This is a genomic window from Pseudomonas sp. PK-RTE-24, assembly GCF_054052265.1.
The window spans coordinates 3,245,921-3,261,840 of sequence record NZ_CM133224.1; the positions used below are offsets into that span (position 1 = coordinate 3,245,921).

Here is a 15,920-nt window from a genome sequence, read left to right on the forward strand (position 1 = left end):
ATGGTCGCCCTTGGGGTTCGACCTCGCTTTGCTTAAAGGAAACTCGATGACTCGTCTTCGCGCCATCTGTACCGCGGTTGCACTGGTTTGCGCCAGCGGCCAGGTGCTTGCCGATACCGCCAGCCACAACGCCAGTGCCGAAGCTTTCCTGACGCTGGCTCACGCTGACAAGCTGGGTACCCCGGTGTACATGCAAGTGCAGCAAATGTTCGCCCAGCGCTTTGAACAGACCAAAGCCCCTGAGTCGAAGAAAGCCGTGCTCGAAACCTACCAGGCCAAGGCCAACGCCGCGCTGGACCAGGCCATCGGCTGGAACAAGCTCAAGCCCGACATGGTCAAGCTCTACACCAGCAACTTCAGCGAATCCGAGCTGAAAGATCTGGTTGCCTTCTACCAGTCGCCACTGGGCAAGAAAGTCCTGGAAAAAATGCCGCAGCTGACCCAGCAGTCGGCGCAGATGACCCAGGGCAAACTGGAAAGCGCGGTGCCAGTGGTCAACAAGCTGCTCGACGACATGACCAAAGAGCTGACCCCGGCCGCGGCGCCAGCCAAGAAGAAGTAAGCGGAGTTCGTGATGACCATGCAACAACGCATCGAATCGACGCTGGCTCTGTTACAGCCTGAGCACCTGCAAGTGCTGGACGAAAGCCACATGCACAGTCGCGGGTCACAGACCCACTACAAGGCGGTGGTGGTCAGCGCGCAGTTCGAAGGCCTGAACCGGGTCAAGCGCCACCAGAAAGTCTACGGCACGCTCGGCGAGCTGATGGGCGAGTTCCATGCGTTGGCGCTGCACACCTACACCCCGCAGGAATGGGCAGAGATCGACGGCGCTCCGGCGTCGCCGACCTGTGCCGGCGGTAGCAAACATTAAGATCAAAAGATCGCAGCCTTCGGCAGCTCCTACAGGGCACAGCCGCAGGCGGTGATGTTTTTTGCTAGAATCCGCAACGCGCCGCTTAGCCGGCGCGTTTTTTATTGAATCCGGTTCACCCTTTGCGAGGGTAGCCACCTGGAGAAATACCCATGACACAACCGATTGTCGTGGCGGCACTGTATAAGTTCGTCACCCTCGAAGATTACGTTGACCTGCGCGAGCCACTGCTGCAAGCGATGGTCGACAACGGCATCAAAGGCACTCTGCTGATCGCCGAAGAAGGCATCAACGGTACGGTTTCCGGCAGCCGCGAAGGCATTGACGGTCTGCTCGCCTGGCTCAAGAACGATCCGCGCATGGTCGACATTGACCACAAGGAATCGTACTGCGACGAACAGCCGTTCTATCGCACCAAGGTCAAGCTGAAGAAAGAGATCGTCACCCTCGGTGTCGAAGGCGTTGACCCGAACAAAAAGGTCGGCACTTACGTCGAGCCGCAAGACTGGAACGCGCTGATCAGCGACCCGGAAGTGCTGCTGATCGACACGCGCAACGACTACGAAGTGTCGATCGGTACCTTCGAAGGCGCCATCGATCCGAAAACCACCAGTTTTCGCGAGTTTCCCGACTACATCAAAGAACACTTCGACCCGGCCGTGCACAAGAAGGTCGCGATGTTCTGCACCGGCGGCATTCGCTGCGAGAAAGCCTCGAGCTACATGCTCGGCGAAGGCTTCGAAGAGGTCTACCACCTCAAGGGCGGCATCCTGAAGTACCTCGAAGAGGTGCCGCAGGAAGAAACCAAATGGCGCGGCGACTGCTTCGTCTTCGACAACCGCGTCACCGTGCGTCACGACCTGACGGAAGGCGACTACGATCAATGTCATGCCTGCCGCACGCCGGTCAGCGTTGAAGATCGCGCCTCCGAGCACTACGTCGCCGGCATCAGTTGCCCGCATTGCTGGGACAAGCTCAGCGAGAAAACCCGGCGCAGCGCCATCGATCGGCAAAAGCAGATCGAACTGGCCAAGGCACGCAATCAGCCGCACCCGATCGGCTACAACTATAAGCAAGCATCTTCCGAGGCTTAATCATGTCTGCGCGCCTGCTCTATGTGATGGATCCGATGTGTTCATGGTGCTGGGGGTTTGCTCCGGTGGCCAAGGCACTGGTCGAGCAGGCGCAGGCAGCCGGGGTCGAGCTGCATCTGGTGGTCGGCGGTCTGCGCACCGGCAGCGGTTCGGCGCTGGAGCCGACCACGCGGCGCTACATTCTCGAGCACTGGCAAGCGGTCACCGAGGCCACCGGCCAGCCGTTCAAGTTCGACGGCGCGTTGCCTGACGGTTTTGTCTACGACACCGAGCCTGCCTGTCGCGCCATTGTCACCGCGCGCAGTCTGGCGCCGGATTGCGCGTGGACATTGGTCGGGCTGATCCAGCAGGCGTTTTACGCCGAAGGTCGCGATGTCACCCAGGCCAGCGTGCTGGTCGAGTTGGCGGAGCAGGCCGGTGTGCCGCGTATCGAATTCGCGGCGTTGTTCGATCATGCCGATCAGCACAGGGCGACCCAAGCCGACTTCACCTGGGTGCAGGACTTGGGCATCGCCGGTTTTCCGACCCTGCTGGCCGAGCGCAACGGGCAACTGGCGCTGCTGACCAACGGCTATCAACCGCTCAGCGAGCTGTCGCCGTTGCTCGGCCGCTGGCTGGAGCGCGCGGCCTGTGTCTGACCGCGCCGATGACACGCCAGCCGTAGAGCGTGTCGACCGGCTGAGCTGGGCTGAAGTCCGGCGTCTGGCACTGCATCACAAGAAATCCCTGTGGATCGCCAACGGCGTGGCCGTGCTGGCGACGCTGTGCAGCGTGCCGATCCCGTTGCTGCTGCCGTTGCTGGTCGACGAAGTGCTGCTCGGCCACGGCGATGCCGCACTGAAAGTCATGAATCATTTTCTGCCGAGCATGTGGCAGCAGGCGGCGGGTTATATCGGCCTGATGTTGGTGGTGACCCTGACCTTGCGTTGCAGCGCCCTGTGTTTTGGCGTGTTGCAATCGCGGCTGTTCGCGCGCCTGGCCAAGGACATCGTCTACCGCATTCGCGTACGCCTGATCGAGCGGCTCAAGCGCATTTCCCTCGGCGAATACGAAAGCCTCGGCAGCGGCACAGTAACCACGCATTTGGTCACCGATCTGGATACCCTCGACAAATTCGTCGGCGAAACCCTCAGCCGCTTCCTCGTCGCCATGCTGACCCTGGTCGGCACCGCCAGCATCCTCATGTGGATGCACTGGAAGCTGGCGCTGCTGATTCTGCTGTTCAACCCGTTGGTGATCTATGCTACGGTGCAGTTGGGCAAACGCGTCAAGCATCTGAAGAAGCTGGAAAACGACAGCACCTCGCGTTTCACCCAGGCCCTGAGCGAAACCCTCGATGCGATTCAGGAAGTGCGCGCGGGCAATCGTCAGGGCTATTTCCTCGGGCGCCTCGGTGTGCGCGCGCAGGAAGTACGCAACTACGCAGTCAACTCGCAGTGGAAAACCGACGCCTCGAACCGCGCCAGTGGTTTGCTGTTCCAGTTCGGCATCGACATCTTCCGCGCGGCGGCGATGCTCACCGTGCTGTTTTCCGACCTGTCGATCGGGCAGATGCTCGCGGTGTTCAGCTACCTGTGGTTCATGATCGGCCCGGTCGAACAACTGCTCAATCTGCAATACGCCTACTACGCGGCGGGCGGTGCGCTGACGCGGATCAATGAACTGCTGGCGCGTGCCGACGAGCCGCAGTATCCCGGCGGCGTCGATCCGTTCAAGGGGCGCGACACCGTCGGCATCGAGGTGCAAGGCCTGAGCTTCGGTTACGGCGACGAGCTGGTTCTGGATCAGATGAACCTGTCGATCCTGCCCGGCGAAAAAGTCGCGATTGTCGGGGCGAGCGGCGGCGGCAAAAGTACCTTGGTGCAGTTGCTGCTGGGCCTGTACACGCCAGCGGCCGGGACCATCCGCTTTGGCGGGTCGACCCAGCAGGAGATCGGTCTGGAGACGGTGCGCGAGAACGTCGCGGTGGTGCTGCAGCATCCGGCGCTGTTCAACGACAGCGTGCGCGCCAACCTGACCATGGGCCGCATGCGCAGCGACGAAGCCTGCTGGCAGGCGCTGGAAATCGCGCAAATGGCCGCAACCATCCGCGCGCTGCCCGCTGGCCTCGACAGCATCGTCGGTCGTTCCGGCGTGCGCTTGTCCGGCGGCCAGCGCCAGCGTCTGGCGATTGCACGGATGATTCTCGCCGAGCCGAAAGTGGTGATTCTCGACGAAGCCACCTCGGCCCTCGACGCTGCCACCGAGTACAACCTGCACCAGGCGCTGGCGAAGTTTCTCCATGGCCGCACCACGCTGATCATTGCCCATCGCCTGTCGGCGGTGAAGCAGGCCGACCGCGTACTGGTGTTCGACGGCGGGCAGATCGCCGAGGACGGCGACCATCGCCAACTGATCGCCGACGGCGGTCTGTACGCCAAGCTCTACGGCAACTTGCAACAGCACTGATCGAAACCCTTGCCGACCTGTCAGAGGTTCTGCGCGCGGTGTAACGCCGCGCCTTGCCTTGAACGAGAACCCCACCTAGTCTCGTCATAGCGAATTCGCCCGGAAGGCGAGCGGGCAGTGCTCATGCAAGGAATCTCATGAAGCAAAAGCAGACTCTGGGAACACCACGGTTGTTGGGTATCGTCTGGCCCTTTATTGCTGTCGTGGTGTTCCAGGCATTACTGGGGGGCGTGAGCCTTTACGTGCTTTCGGCCGTGCGAGGCTACGTCGCTGGCGAAAGCCTGTGGTCCAAGGGCCAGAAAGACGCCATCTATTACCTCAACCTCTACGCCGACAGCCGCGACGAGGCGATCTACCGCAAATACCTGACGGCGATCGCCGTTCCCCAGGGCGGGCACCAATTGCGCCTGGCACTGGATCGTCAGCCGCCTGATCTGCAAGCGGCGCGCGAAGGCATTCTCAAGGGCGGTAATCATCCGGACGATGTCTCCAGCGTCATCTGGCTGTACCTCAATTTTCGCCACTACAGTTATCTGGAAACCGCGATCGATCGCTGGACGATTGGCGATGCCTATCTCGACCGATTGCACGAAGTCGCGCAGGAGATGCACCAGGGCATTGCGCAGAACCAGGCCAGCCCGGGCGATGTGCAGCGCTGGAAGTTACAGATCTTCGCCATCAACGATGCAGTCACCCCAGCCGCCAGAGCCTTCAGCGATGCCTTGGGCGAAGGCTCGCGGGTGATCATGCGCCTGCTGTTGTTCACCAACCTGGCCACCGCGCTGGGGCTGATCGCGCTGGCGCTGTGGCGCACGCACAAACTGCTCAGGCAACGCCATGAATTCGCCCAGGCGCTGCAACTGGAGAAGGATCGCGCGCACATCACCTTGCAATCGATTGGCGATGGCGTGATCACCACCGACGTCAACGGCGCGATCGATTACATGAACCCCGCCGCCGAGGCCATGACGCACTGGAAGGCCGAGCAGGCGGCGGGGCTGCCGTTGTCGGCGCTGTTCAACCTGCTCGACGATAACGCCCAGACCGAAGGGCTGACGTTGATCGAGCACATTCTCAGCGGCCAGCTCAGCGGCGGCAGCGAACATTCCAAGCTGATCCAGCGGCTGGACGGCAGCACCCTGTCGGTGACCCTGGTCGGCGCGCCGATCCGCAATGCCGGCAACGTCAGCGGTACGGTGCTGGTGCTGCACGACATGACTCAGGAGCGGCAGTACATCGCCAATCTGTCCTGGCAGGCGACCCACGATGCGCTGACCGGGCTGGCCAACCGCCGCGAATTCGAATATCGCCTCGAACAGGCCTTGCACAACCTGACACGCCAGCCCGGCCGGCATGCACTGATGTTCCTCGATCTGGACCAGTTCAAACTGGTCAACGACACCTGTGGTCATGCGGCGGGCGATGAGTTGCTGCGGCATATCTGCACGCTGCTGCAATCAGACCTGCGCGAGGGCGATACCCTGGCGCGACTGGGCGGCGACGAATTCGGGATTTTGCTTGAGAACTGCCCGCCTGACATCGCCGAGAAGATTGCCGAAAACCTGCGTCAGACCGTGCAGAATCTGCATTTTGTCTGGAAAGGACGGCCGTTCCTGACCACCGTCAGTATTGGCCTGGTACATGTCGCGCAGAATCCGACCACCCTGGAAGCCTCCCTGCGTGCGGCGGACATGGCTTGCTACATGGCCAAGGAAAAGGGCCGCAACCGCGTGCAGGTCTATCATGCGGACGACTCCGAACTGTCCATGCGCTTCGGTGAAATGGCTTGGGTGCAAAGGCTGCACATGGCGCTCGAAGAAAACCGCTTCTGCCTTTATGCCCAGCAGATCGCGCCGCTCAAGCCGCAACCCGGCCAGGCCGGACACATCGAAATTCTCCTGCGCCTGCATGATGAATCCGGACGAATGATTTTGCCTGACAGCTTTATTCCGGCGGCGGAGCGTTATGGTTTGATGACCCAGTTAGATCGCTGGGTAGTTCAAAACGTTTTCAAGGTTATTGCCCAGTGTATTGAACAGGAACATGAACTTCCTTTGGCAATGTGTGCGATTAATCTGTCAGGCATTACTATAGGAGATGACGCGTTTTTGCACTTCCTGCGGGAACAGTTTGTTAACTACGCTATACCGCCTGAAATGATTTGTTTTGAAATTACCGAAACCAGTGCAATTGCAAATCTTGGCAGTGCAATTCGTTTTATCAATGAACTCAAAGGCTTAGGTTGTCACTTTTCTCTGGATGACTTTTGTGCCGGAATGTCTTCATTCGCTTACTTGAAACATTTGCCTGTAGACTTCCTGAAGATCGACGGGAGTTTCGTAAAGGATATGCTGGACGACCCGATTAATCGGGCAATGGTCGAAGTGATCAATCACATCGGTCATGTTATGGGTAAGCAGACAATTGCCGAGTTTGTTGAAACTAACCAGATCGAACAGGCGTTGCTTGAAATAGGTGTGGATTACGCTCAGGGGTATGTCATCGAGCGTCCGCAGTTGTTTACCTGTGACAGTTTGCAAAGTCGTCCTGCCAGACCGCAGCCGTTGTTGTTCAAAGCGCCTGGCACGTTCCGTTGAAGTCTCTCGCCGATCCTTGCCATCACAACTCAAAAGGAGCCGAACAGTGATCGACACATTCAACCGAACCGGACCCCTCATGGAAGCTGCAAGTTATCCTGCCTGGGCGCAACAGCTCATCAAGGATTGCAGCGAGAGCAAGCGCCGGGTTGTCGAACATGAACTTTATCAGCGCATGCGTGACAACAGACTCAGCGCGAAAACCATGCGCCAGTACCTCATCGGCGGCTGGCCGGTGGTCGAGCAGTTTGCCTTGTACATGGCGCAGAACCTCACCAAGACCCGCTTTGCCCGCCATCCCGGCGAAGACATGGCGCGGCGCTGGCTGATGCGCAACATCCGCGTCGAACTCAATCACGCCGACTACTGGATGCACTGGAGTCGCGCCCATGGCGTCAGTCTCGAAGATCTCCAGGCCCAGCAAGTGCCGCCGGAGCTGCATGCTCTGAGTCACTGGTGCTGGCACACCAGCTCGGCGGATTCGCTGATCGTGGCGATTGCCGCGACCAACTATGCGATCGAAGGGGCGACCGGGGAGTGGTCAGCGGTGGTCTGCTCGACCGGGGTCTACGCCGCGGCGTTTCCGGAAGAAGATCGCAAGCGCGCGATGAAGTGGTTGAAGATGCATGCCCAGTACGACGATGCCCATCCGTGGGAAGCGCTGGAAATCATCTGCACCCTGGCCGGCATGAACCCGAGCAAGGCTTTGCAGGCGGAATTGCGGCAGGCGATCTGCAAGAGTTATGACTACATGTACCTGTTTCTGGAGCGGTGCATGCAGCTGGAGACTTCGGAGCGCTTGCTGGTCAACCGCGAGCGCAGGACCGTAGCCGAAAGCTGATTGAACTGTGGGAGCGAGCCTGCTCGCGAAAGCGGTGGGTCATGCAACGAATCGTTGTCTGACACTCCCTCTTCGCGAGCAGGCTCGCTCCCACAATGATTTTTAGCCGGCCATCGCCAGCCGGTTCCGCCCCTCGCGCTTTGCGACATATAACGCACTGTCGGCCCGGCGCAGCAAGCTGTCTGCCGACTCGCCCGGCAACAACGTCGAGCATCCCAGGCTCACGGTGATCTCGATCAACTGGCCATCGGCAAAGTATTCCTCCGACTGCGTCGCCTGGCGCAAACGCTCGCCAACCATCGCCGCCGCTTCGCGACCGGTGTTGGACAGCAGGATCAGAAACTCCTCGCCGCCATAACGGAACACCATGTCGACGTTGCGCAGTTGCGCCTTGATCGACGCGGCAATGGCTCTGAGCACGTCATCACCGGCGCCATGCCCGTGGTCATCATTGACCCGTTTGAAGTGGTCGATATCGAGCATCAGTACCGACAGCGGCTGCGCATGGCGGCGCGACATGTCGATCTCGCGCTGCAAGGTCTGCTCCATGGCTACCCGGTTGCCAGCACCGGTCAACGGGTCGCGCAAGGCACTTTGCGTCGCGGCGCGATAGAGCAGGGCGTTGCGCATCGGGTACAGCAGACAGGACAGTAGCGACTCGAGGTCGCCCTGTTCCTTGTCGTTGAAACGCTGATTGCGGCGGAAGACCAGTTCGCCCATGTGCTCGCCTTCGTGGCTCAGGATGTAGCTGACCGAGTGGTGGCCGCGTGTGCCGAACTCCAGGCGCAAGTCACTGGCCTGATGCACATAGCTCAGGGCGTCCAGCGGCACCAGGCGTTGAATTTCGCGAAAGAACAGGCCAAGGATGCGCTGTGGCTCAAGGCTGGTTTGCAGTTGCAGGCTCATTTGCTGACGCAGTTGCGCCAGGCTGGTCGGGCGCTCGATCAGCGCCGGTAGTTGACCGAAGCCCAGGCGCTGCAATTTGGCACTGTCAAAGTCAATTGCATGGGTCTGGGAAGGAGATTTCATATGGCGTGAGCCCCTAAGCAGTAAGTCTGTCTTACAGGCTGGGTGAGAGCGGCTATGGGCTGCGCGTCGTACTGATCCATCAGTCCCGTAGGACGTTTGGCGTAAGTTTAGTCTGCCGCAAGACGATCAGTCAGCTATCGAAATCGGCGTTTGCCCCATGGCCATCACACGGCATGTTTTGAGGGAATTTAGAGCGAAAGGCGTGCCATTCGGTTCGATTTTATTTAAAGCTTTTCGAATCAATGACTTGCTGGCGAATGCCAAGCAGCCGCGCTGGGTTATTGGTGGCTTTGTGACGGTTATGAGCGACAATGGCTTGCCGCGACAGCATTCTGCCGCGGCAACAAATGCGACGTATGGCGTTATTGGGCGTTGAACGCCTGGCCATTAACGCCTGCGCTGTCGGGGCCCATCAGGTACAGATAGACCGGCATGATCTCTTCCGGTGTCGGGTTGTTCAGCGGATTTTCCCCCGGATACGCCTGCGCGCGCATGCTGGTGCGCGTGCCGCCCGGGTTGATGCTGTTGGAGCGTACCGGCGCAACGCCTTCCACTTCATCGGCCAGGGTTTGCATCAGGCCCTCGGTGGCAAATTTCGACACACCGTAAGCGCCCCAGTACGCGCGACCCTTGCGCCCGACGCTGCTCGAGGTGAACACCACCGAAGCATCTTGCGAGAGCTTGAGCAGCGGCAGCAGGGTGCTGGTCAGCATGAACATCGCGTTGACGTTGACCTGCATGACCCGCATGAAGTTTTCGCCGGACAGTTGCTCGATCGGCGTGCGCGGGCCAATGATCGAAGCGTTGTGCAGCAGGCCGTCGAGGTGGCCGAACTCGGTTTCGATCATCGCCGCCAGCTCATCGTACTGATGGGGCAGGGCGGTCTCGAGGTTGAACGGGATCACCGCTGGTTGCGGGTGGCCCGCTGCTTCGATTTCGTCGTAGACCTCGGTCAGATTGGCTTCGGTCTTGCCCAGCAGCAGCACGGTGGCACCGTGGGCGGCATAGGTTTTCGCCGCAGCCGCACCAATGCCACGGCCGGCACCGGTGACCAGAATGACCCGATCCTTGAGCAATTCAGGGCGAGCGGTGTAATCAAACATAAAAACCTCATAGTCCATTTCATGAAGACCTGCTTCACCCAGTGGCGAGGGGATTTATCCCCGTTCGGCGGCGAAGCCGTCGCAAAACCTGTGTGTCACATCGCCTGGATAAAAGCGGGGGCCGCTTCGCAGCCCGGCGGGGATAAATCCCCTCGCCACACAGGGAATTTGCAACAGTCAGGTCAGCAACTGCACAGCGCGCTATCGAGCACCTTGCGCAACTCCAGCGGGTGATCTACCACCACGTCCGCGCCCCAGTGCCGTGGGTTGTCGTCCGGGTGGATATAGCCGTAAGTCACCGCAGCGGTTTTGGTGCCGGCATCGCGGCCCGATTCGATATCGCGCAGATCATCGCCGATAAACAGCACGGTCGACGGATCCAGATCAAGCATCTTGCAGGCGAGGATCAGCGGCTCCGGATCCGGCTTGCTGTTCTTCACATGATCCGGGCAGATCAGCAGCGCCGAACGCTCGGCCAGCCCCAGGCGCTGCATGATCGGCTCGGCGAAACGCAACGGTTTGTTGGTGACCACGCCCCAGATCAGGTTGGCCTTTTCGATGTCAGCGAGCAGTTCGCCCATGCCGTCGAACAGCTTGCTGTGCACTGCGCAGCCGACCAGATAGCGCTCGAGAAACTCCAGACGCAGCTCCTCAAAGCCCGGCGATTCCGGATCCATCGAGAACGTCACCGCGACCATGGCCTTGGCGCCGCCGGAAATTTCGTCGCGGATGTGCTTGTCGTTGATCGGCGGCAGACCGCGATCGGCGCGCATCGCCTGGCAGATGGCGATGAAGTCCGGCGCGGTGTCGAGCAGGGTGCCGTCCATGTCGAAAAGTACCGCTCTGATGGCCATCGGCTTATTCCTCGCGCAGGGTCTGGATCATGTAGTTGACGTCAACGTCGTTGGCCAGCTTGTAGTGCTTGGTCAGCGGGTTGTAGGTCAGGCCGATGATGTCCTTGACGGTCAGGCCAGCCATGCGGCTCCACGCGCCGAGCTCGGAGGGGCGGATGAATTTCTTGAAGTCGTGGGTGCCGCGCGGCAGCAGCTTCATGATGTATTCGGCGCCGATGATCGCGAACAGATACGCCTTCGGGTTGCGGTTGATGGTCGAGAAGAACACCTGGCCGCCCGGCTTGACCATGCGGAAACAGGCGCGGATTACCGACGATGGATCCGGCACGTGCTCGAGCATTTCCAGGCAGGTGACCACGTCGAACTGCTCGGGCATTTCGTCGGCGAGGGCTTCGGCGGTGATCTGCCGGTATTCGACGCTGACCCCGGATTCCAGCTGATGCAGTTGCGCGACCGCCAGCGGCGCTTCGCCCATGTCGATGCCCATCACGGTGGCGCCGCGCTGAGCCATGGCTTCGCTGAGGATGCCGCCGCCGCAACCGACGTCGAGGACTTTCTTGCCGGCCAGATTGACTCGTTCGTCGATCCAGTTGACCCGCAGCGGGTTGATGTCGTGCAGCGGCTTGAATTCGCTTTCACGGTCCCACCAGCGATGGGCAAGGGCCTCGAATTTGGCGATTTCGGCGTGGTCGACGTTGCTCATGTTCAATTCCTCGAAAAACCTGAAAAGGGCTGTAGCCGCGGATATTGCGCCGCGGTGTTTACGATTCGGTGTGGCCGCTGATGCGCTGGCCCCAGTGGCGGGCGGTCTCGCCCAGCTGTTGTTCGTCCATGCGGGTCAGGCGCCGGTCGTCGAGCAGTTGCTTGCCGGCAACCCACAGGTGCTTCACGCAATCACGCCCGGTGGCATAAATCAGCTGCGACACCGGGTCATACACCGGTTGCTGCGCCAGACCGGACAGGTCGAAGGCGACGATGTCTGCGGCTTTGCCGATCTCCAGCGAGCCGACCTGCGCCTCGATCCCCAGCGCACGGGCGCCATTGAGAGTGGCCATGCGCAAGGCGCGATGAGCGTCCAGCGCCGTGGCAGAACCGGCCACGGCTTTGGCCAGGAGGGCGGCGGTGCGGGTTTCGCCGAGCAGGTCCAGATCATTGTTGCTCGCCGCGCCATCGGTGCCGACGGCAACGTTCACCCCAGCCTGCCACAAACGTTCGACCGGGCAGAAGCCGCTGGCCAGTTTGAGGTTGGATTCCGGGCAGTGGATCACGCTGCTGTTGCTTTCTACCAGCAGCGCGAAGTCTTCATCGCTGATCTGGGTCATGTGCACCGCCTGGAAGCGCGGGCCGAGCAGGCCAAGGCGACCCAGGCGCGCCAGTGGCCGTTCGCCGGTCTGCTCGACGGCCTGCTGCACTTCGAATGCGGTTTCATGCACATGCATATGGATCGAGGCGTCCAGCTCCTCGGCGATCACCCTGATTTTCTCCAGGTTCTCATCACCGACGGTGTAGGGTGCGTGAGGGCCGAAAGTAATCTTGATGCGTTCGTGATGCTTGAGATCCCCGAACAATTCGACGCCCTGACGAATGGCTTCGTCGGCACTGCTGGCGCCGGGGATCGGGAAATCGAGGATCGGAATGGCGATCTGCGCGCGGATACCGCTGTTGTGTACGCGCTCGCTGGCGACTTTCGGGAAGAAATACATGTCAGAGAAGCAGGTGATGCCGCCCTTGATCTGCTCGGCGATGGCCAGATCGGTGCCGTCGCGGACGAAATCCTCATCGACCCATTTGCCTTCGGCCGGCCAGATGTGGTTTTCCAGCCAGGTCATCAGCGGCAGATCGTCAGCCAGGCCACGGAACAGTGTCATCGCCGCGTGGCCGTGGGCATTGATCAGTCCCGGCGCCAACAGAACATCCGGCAGTTCACGGATTTCTGTCGCGTTACACTTCAACGCTTCGGCGCGCGGGCCGATAAACACGATGCAACCGTCACGGATGCCCAGGCCGTGCTCCTTGAGCACCACGCCTGCGGGTTCGACGGGGACCAGCCAGGTCGGCAGCAATAACAGGTCGAGCGCAATGGCAGGTTTCGGCATCGAGGGTCGGTTCCAGTGCTTTTGTAAAGGATGGCGAAGTATACCCGAGCGTCTTCGCGGGGGGATCGCTATAATCGGCGGCTTTTGTTCATGAGTGCGGGGTGTGGGATGCGCGATCGACTGTTGGCTGCGGAGAAAGTGAAGGCCATCGATTGGCGTGATGGCGCGCTGCACCTGCTGGATCAGCGTATTTTGCCGTTCGAGGAAAACTGGATCGCCTACACCAGCGCCGCCGGCGTGGCCGAAGCGATTCGCTCGATGGTCGTGCGGGGCGCGCCGGCTATTGGCATCAGTGCGGCCTATGGCATCGTCCTCGCGGCGCGGGCGCGGATTGCCGAGGGCGGCGACTGGTACACGGCACTGGAAGAGGATTTCGCGCTGTTGGCAGATTCGCGTCCGACCGCGGTCAATCTGTTCTGGGCGCTGGGCCGCATGCACGATCGCCTGGATCGCCTGAAAAGCAACGCCGATCCGCTGGCGGCGCTGGAAGCCGAAGCTATCGCCATTCATGAAAGCGACCGCGAGGCCAACCTGACCATGGCGCAGCTTGGCGTCGATCTGATTCGCAAGCATCAGGGCAACGCTCAAGCCATCCTGACCCACTGCAACACCGGCGCGCTGGCCACCGGTGGGTTCGGAACTGCGCTGGGAGTGATCCGCGCGGCTTATATAGAAGGCATGGTCGAACGCGTCTATGCCGACGAGACCCGGCCGTGGCTGCAGGGCTCGCGGCTGACCGCGTGGGAATTGGCCAACGAAGGCATCCCGGTGACCCTGAATGCCGACTCCGCCGCCGCGCACATCATGAAAACCAAAGGCGTGACCTGGGTGATCGTCGGCGCTGACCGCATCACCGCCAATGGCGACGTGGCGAACAAGATCGGCACCTATCAACTGGCGGTCAACGCCATGCACCACGGCGTGCGCTTCATGGTGGTGGCGCCGAGTTCGACCATCGACATGAACCTCGCCAGCGGCGATGACATCCCGATCGAAGAGCGTGATGGCGCCGAACTGCTTGAAGTTGGCGGTAAACGCGTCGGTGCCGATGTTGAAGCGTTCAACCCGGTGTTTGATGTCACCCCGGCGGATCTGATCGACGCGATCGTCACCGAGAAAGGCATCGTCGAACGCCCGGACACCGCGAAAATGGCCCAGCTGATGTGCCGCAAGCGTTTGCATTGAAAGGATGGAAGAAAACCTGGTCATGACAGTACGGGCTTCGGATCGCAGCCAGTACTGTCATGAATAGGGAGGTGCAGACGCGTCGGCTGACATTTTTTGCAGCCGTCAGCGCATTACTTGAACGACCAGCGTTTATGTCCCAAATAGCTGGTAAACACTGGAACTATGATGCCGACCGCATGAGCGATCTCGTTGGCAAAAAGTGTGATTCCCATCGCGGGAAGTAAATAGTGTGCAAGCCCCAGGCTGATCAACCAGGTTTGTGCCACCGCGACGAGATTCACCAGTATGAAAAAAAACGCCGATCGGTGCGTTGATTGGCTACTGTCGCGGAACACAAAAAGCCTGGCCAGTACAAACGCCGTAATCATCCCGGTGATGTAAGCCAGAATGACAGCTGTCGAAAAGTCGAACCAAAGGCTGTAGAGCAGTCTGGAGCAAAAGTTGACGGCGGCAGCGGTGCCGCCCGTCACAAGAAACGCCAGGAACTGCCGGCTCATCAGTGTTTCTTTCACTCTGCAGCATCCTTGGCCATTTTTCGCCCGAAATCGATACTTTCAGAGATGCCTCGATCTTCAGGGTAGTAATAAGACGTGTCCGCGACCCATAGACCCGTTACCGGTAACTGTACCGGTGGCAACCGATCGAGATAGCCAGGATCACAGATGGGTTGGGCGTAACGGTAGCGGCTGGCATAAATATCAATGAAGTCATCATCGGTCAGTGCCGGATTGATTTTCTTTAGATATCGACGAACTTTATCCAGGAACACTTCGTTAGGTTCCTGAAATTTTGGATGCTCGCCCGGTACGTAGAAAGGCACATAGACAATGTGTTCTTCCATCGGACGTAAGTTGCTGTATTCGACCAGCCCTGGAATATCCATTTCAGGGTCATTGGTGTTTAGCCAGAAGTTCTCTGTCAATGCCTTGCGCAATTTTACAATGACACACACTACCGCGATATTTTTCAGCGCCTTGAAACGCTGCAATATCTCGTCAGGCAGATCGGGCATGACTTTTGGCACGTAAGGTAGCGGAATGGTGCTGATGACTTTGTCGAATGGCTCGACCATGCCCTCAACCTCGACGCCTTTTACCGCGCCATTTTCGATCACTACTCGAGTGACTGGGGCTTTCAAGCGGATTTCACCACCGTGTTGGCGAATATCCTGTGCCAGCGCATTCAGCAGTGTTTCCGATCCGCCCTCCAGATAGCCCAGTTTCTCCTTGAAAAGGCTGTACCGGGATCTGCCAATGCGGCGAATGCGGCTCCAGATCCAAGCCGCGGAGAGGTTGCCAGTGTGGTCATAGAACTTATAGTCGAACAGGCGACGCCAAAGCACTTCCCACGCTTCGTTACCCACCCAGCGCTTGATCCAGCCAGTCGCTTCAACATTGTCCAGCGGCTTCCAGTCGTTGCGCTTGGTTGACAGAAACGCATGCAGACCGTAACGGAATTTGGCTGTCAGGCTCAGTCCTTTGAACTTCAGCAGCGCGATTGGGTTGCCCCAGGCCTGAAGTCGGTTCTGATACCAGTAGCCCATTTTGGTTTCGGTCCAGCGCATTTCCCCAGCCAGGCCCAGTTCGTCCAGAACTTTAAGAAAGGCGTGGTCGGAAATGCAGTGGAAGTGATAGTAGCGCTCAATACTCAGGCCCGAAAAATCGAAGGGCGCGGTCATCCCGCCTACACGGTCATCGGCTTCGAAAATGACGGGTGTATGGCCATCGCGTGCCAACTGATAGGCCACGGCCAATCCCATTGGGCCTGCACCAAGAACGGCAATTCGTTGCGCCATG

Annotated in this window: 16 protein-coding genes; 9 read left to right on the forward strand and 7 right to left on the reverse strand. The window is 59.7% G+C overall.

All coding sequences use genetic code 11. The annotated features are described in order from the left end of the window. Window positions 1–46: 46 nt before the first annotated feature. The 7 genes from ACV8MC_RS14615 (at window position 47) to ACV8MC_RS14645 (ending at window position 7,854) form a co-directional block, all read left to right on the forward strand. Window positions 47–562 carry a DUF2059 domain-containing protein gene (locus ACV8MC_RS14615; protein ID WP_016770936.1) on the forward strand — a complete coding sequence of 172 codons (516 nt, stop codon included), beginning with the start codon at window positions 47–49 and terminating at the stop codon, window positions 560–562. Between the two features lie 12 nt (window positions 563–574). After that, window positions 575–874: a BolA family protein gene (locus ACV8MC_RS14620; protein WP_016770935.1), complete on the forward strand. Its 300-nt coding sequence runs from the start codon at window positions 575–577 to the stop codon at window positions 872–874. A gap of 152 nt (window positions 875–1,026) precedes the next feature. Continuing rightward, window positions 1,027–1,968 carry an oxygen-dependent tRNA uridine(34) hydroxylase TrhO gene (trhO, locus tag ACV8MC_RS14625; RefSeq protein WP_041478261.1) on the forward strand — a complete coding sequence of 314 codons (942 nt, stop codon included), beginning with the start codon at window positions 1,027–1,029 and terminating at the stop codon, window positions 1,966–1,968. Between the two features lie 35 nt (window positions 1,969–2,003). Beyond that, a complete protein-coding gene (locus tag ACV8MC_RS14630; RefSeq protein ID WP_178372427.1) occupies window positions 2,004–2,606 on the forward strand; it encodes a DsbA family protein in 603 nt (200 codons plus the stop codon). Continuing rightward, complete coding sequence (locus tag ACV8MC_RS14635; RefSeq protein ID WP_457262400.1) at window positions 2,599–4,416, forward strand: ABC transporter ATP-binding protein; 1,818 nt, start codon at window positions 2,599–2,601, stop codon at window positions 4,414–4,416. Before ACV8MC_RS14630 ends, ACV8MC_RS14635 begins: the two co-directional genes overlap by 8 nt. A 137-nt stretch (window positions 4,417–4,553) precedes the next feature. Continuing rightward, window positions 4,554–7,013 (forward strand): EAL domain-containing protein, encoded by a 2,460-nt coding sequence (locus ACV8MC_RS14640; RefSeq protein ID WP_457262402.1) that lies wholly within the window; start codon window positions 4,554–4,556, stop codon window positions 7,011–7,013. 79 nt (window positions 7,014–7,092) lie between these two features. Further along, the gene (locus ACV8MC_RS14645; RefSeq protein ID WP_406226932.1) at window positions 7,093–7,854 is read left to right on the forward strand and encodes a TenA family transcriptional regulator; all 762 of its coding nucleotides are present in this window, start codon (window positions 7,093–7,095) and stop codon (window positions 7,852–7,854) included. 102 nt (window positions 7,855–7,956) lie between these two features. On the opposite strand, the gene ACV8MC_RS14650 is transcribed toward ACV8MC_RS14645, so the two are convergent. Continuing rightward, complete coding sequence (locus tag ACV8MC_RS14650; RefSeq protein WP_151552915.1) at window positions 7,957–8,883, reverse strand: GGDEF domain-containing protein; 927 nt, start codon at window positions 8,881–8,883, stop codon at window positions 7,957–7,959. A gap of 157 nt (window positions 8,884–9,040) precedes the next feature. Here ACV8MC_RS14650 and ACV8MC_RS14655 point away from each other — a divergent pair, with 157 nt between their 5' ends. Next, the gene (locus ACV8MC_RS14655) at window positions 9,041–9,259 is read left to right on the forward strand and encodes a hypothetical protein (RefSeq protein WP_143498035.1); all 219 of its coding nucleotides are present in this window, start codon (window positions 9,041–9,043) and stop codon (window positions 9,257–9,259) included. On the opposite strand, the gene ACV8MC_RS14660 is transcribed toward ACV8MC_RS14655, so the two are convergent. From ACV8MC_RS14660 to ACV8MC_RS14675, 4 genes are all read right to left on the reverse strand, one after another. Next, the gene (locus ACV8MC_RS14660; protein WP_024013876.1) at window positions 9,246–9,986 is read right to left on the reverse strand and encodes a YciK family oxidoreductase; all 741 of its coding nucleotides are present in this window, start codon (window positions 9,984–9,986) and stop codon (window positions 9,246–9,248) included. The genes ACV8MC_RS14655 and ACV8MC_RS14660 overlap by 14 nt on opposite strands. Before the next feature lie 182 nt (window positions 9,987–10,168). Next, the gene (gene mupP, locus ACV8MC_RS14665; protein WP_041478269.1) at window positions 10,169–10,840 is read right to left on the reverse strand and encodes an N-acetylmuramic acid 6-phosphate phosphatase MupP; all 672 of its coding nucleotides are present in this window, start codon (window positions 10,838–10,840) and stop codon (window positions 10,169–10,171) included. Between the two features lie 4 nt (window positions 10,841–10,844). After that, window positions 10,845–11,543 (reverse strand): bifunctional 2-polyprenyl-6-hydroxyphenol methylase/3-demethylubiquinol 3-O-methyltransferase UbiG, encoded by a 699-nt coding sequence (gene ubiG / locus ACV8MC_RS14670; RefSeq protein ID WP_024013875.1) that lies wholly within the window; start codon window positions 11,541–11,543, stop codon window positions 10,845–10,847. Between the two features lie 58 nt (window positions 11,544–11,601). After that, the gene (locus ACV8MC_RS14675) at window positions 11,602–12,936 is read right to left on the reverse strand and encodes a TRZ/ATZ family hydrolase (RefSeq protein ID WP_095182244.1); all 1,335 of its coding nucleotides are present in this window, start codon (window positions 12,934–12,936) and stop codon (window positions 11,602–11,604) included. Window positions 12,937–13,044: 108 nt separating this feature from the next. Here ACV8MC_RS14675 and mtnA point away from each other — a divergent pair, with 108 nt between their 5' ends. Beyond that, window positions 13,045–14,121, forward strand: coding sequence for an S-methyl-5-thioribose-1-phosphate isomerase (gene mtnA / locus ACV8MC_RS14680; RefSeq protein ID WP_236168428.1), 1,077 nt, complete (start codon window positions 13,045–13,047; stop codon window positions 14,119–14,121). Window positions 14,122–14,234: 113 nt separating this feature from the next. Here the strand turns inward: mtnA and ACV8MC_RS14685 are convergent, their stop codons facing one another. Together ACV8MC_RS14685 and ACV8MC_RS14690 are read right to left on the reverse strand one after the other, a co-directional pair. Continuing rightward, entirely contained in the window at window positions 14,235–14,636 is a 402-nt protein-coding gene (locus ACV8MC_RS14685; RefSeq protein WP_224787285.1) for a GtrA family protein, read from the reverse strand. Then, window positions 14,633–15,919, reverse strand: a complete 1,287-nt coding sequence (locus tag ACV8MC_RS14690; protein WP_150637697.1) for an NAD(P)/FAD-dependent oxidoreductase — start codon at window positions 15,917–15,919, stop codon at window positions 14,633–14,635. Before ACV8MC_RS14690 ends, ACV8MC_RS14685 begins: the two co-directional genes overlap by 4 nt. Between the last annotated feature and the right edge of the window lies 1 nt (window position 15,920).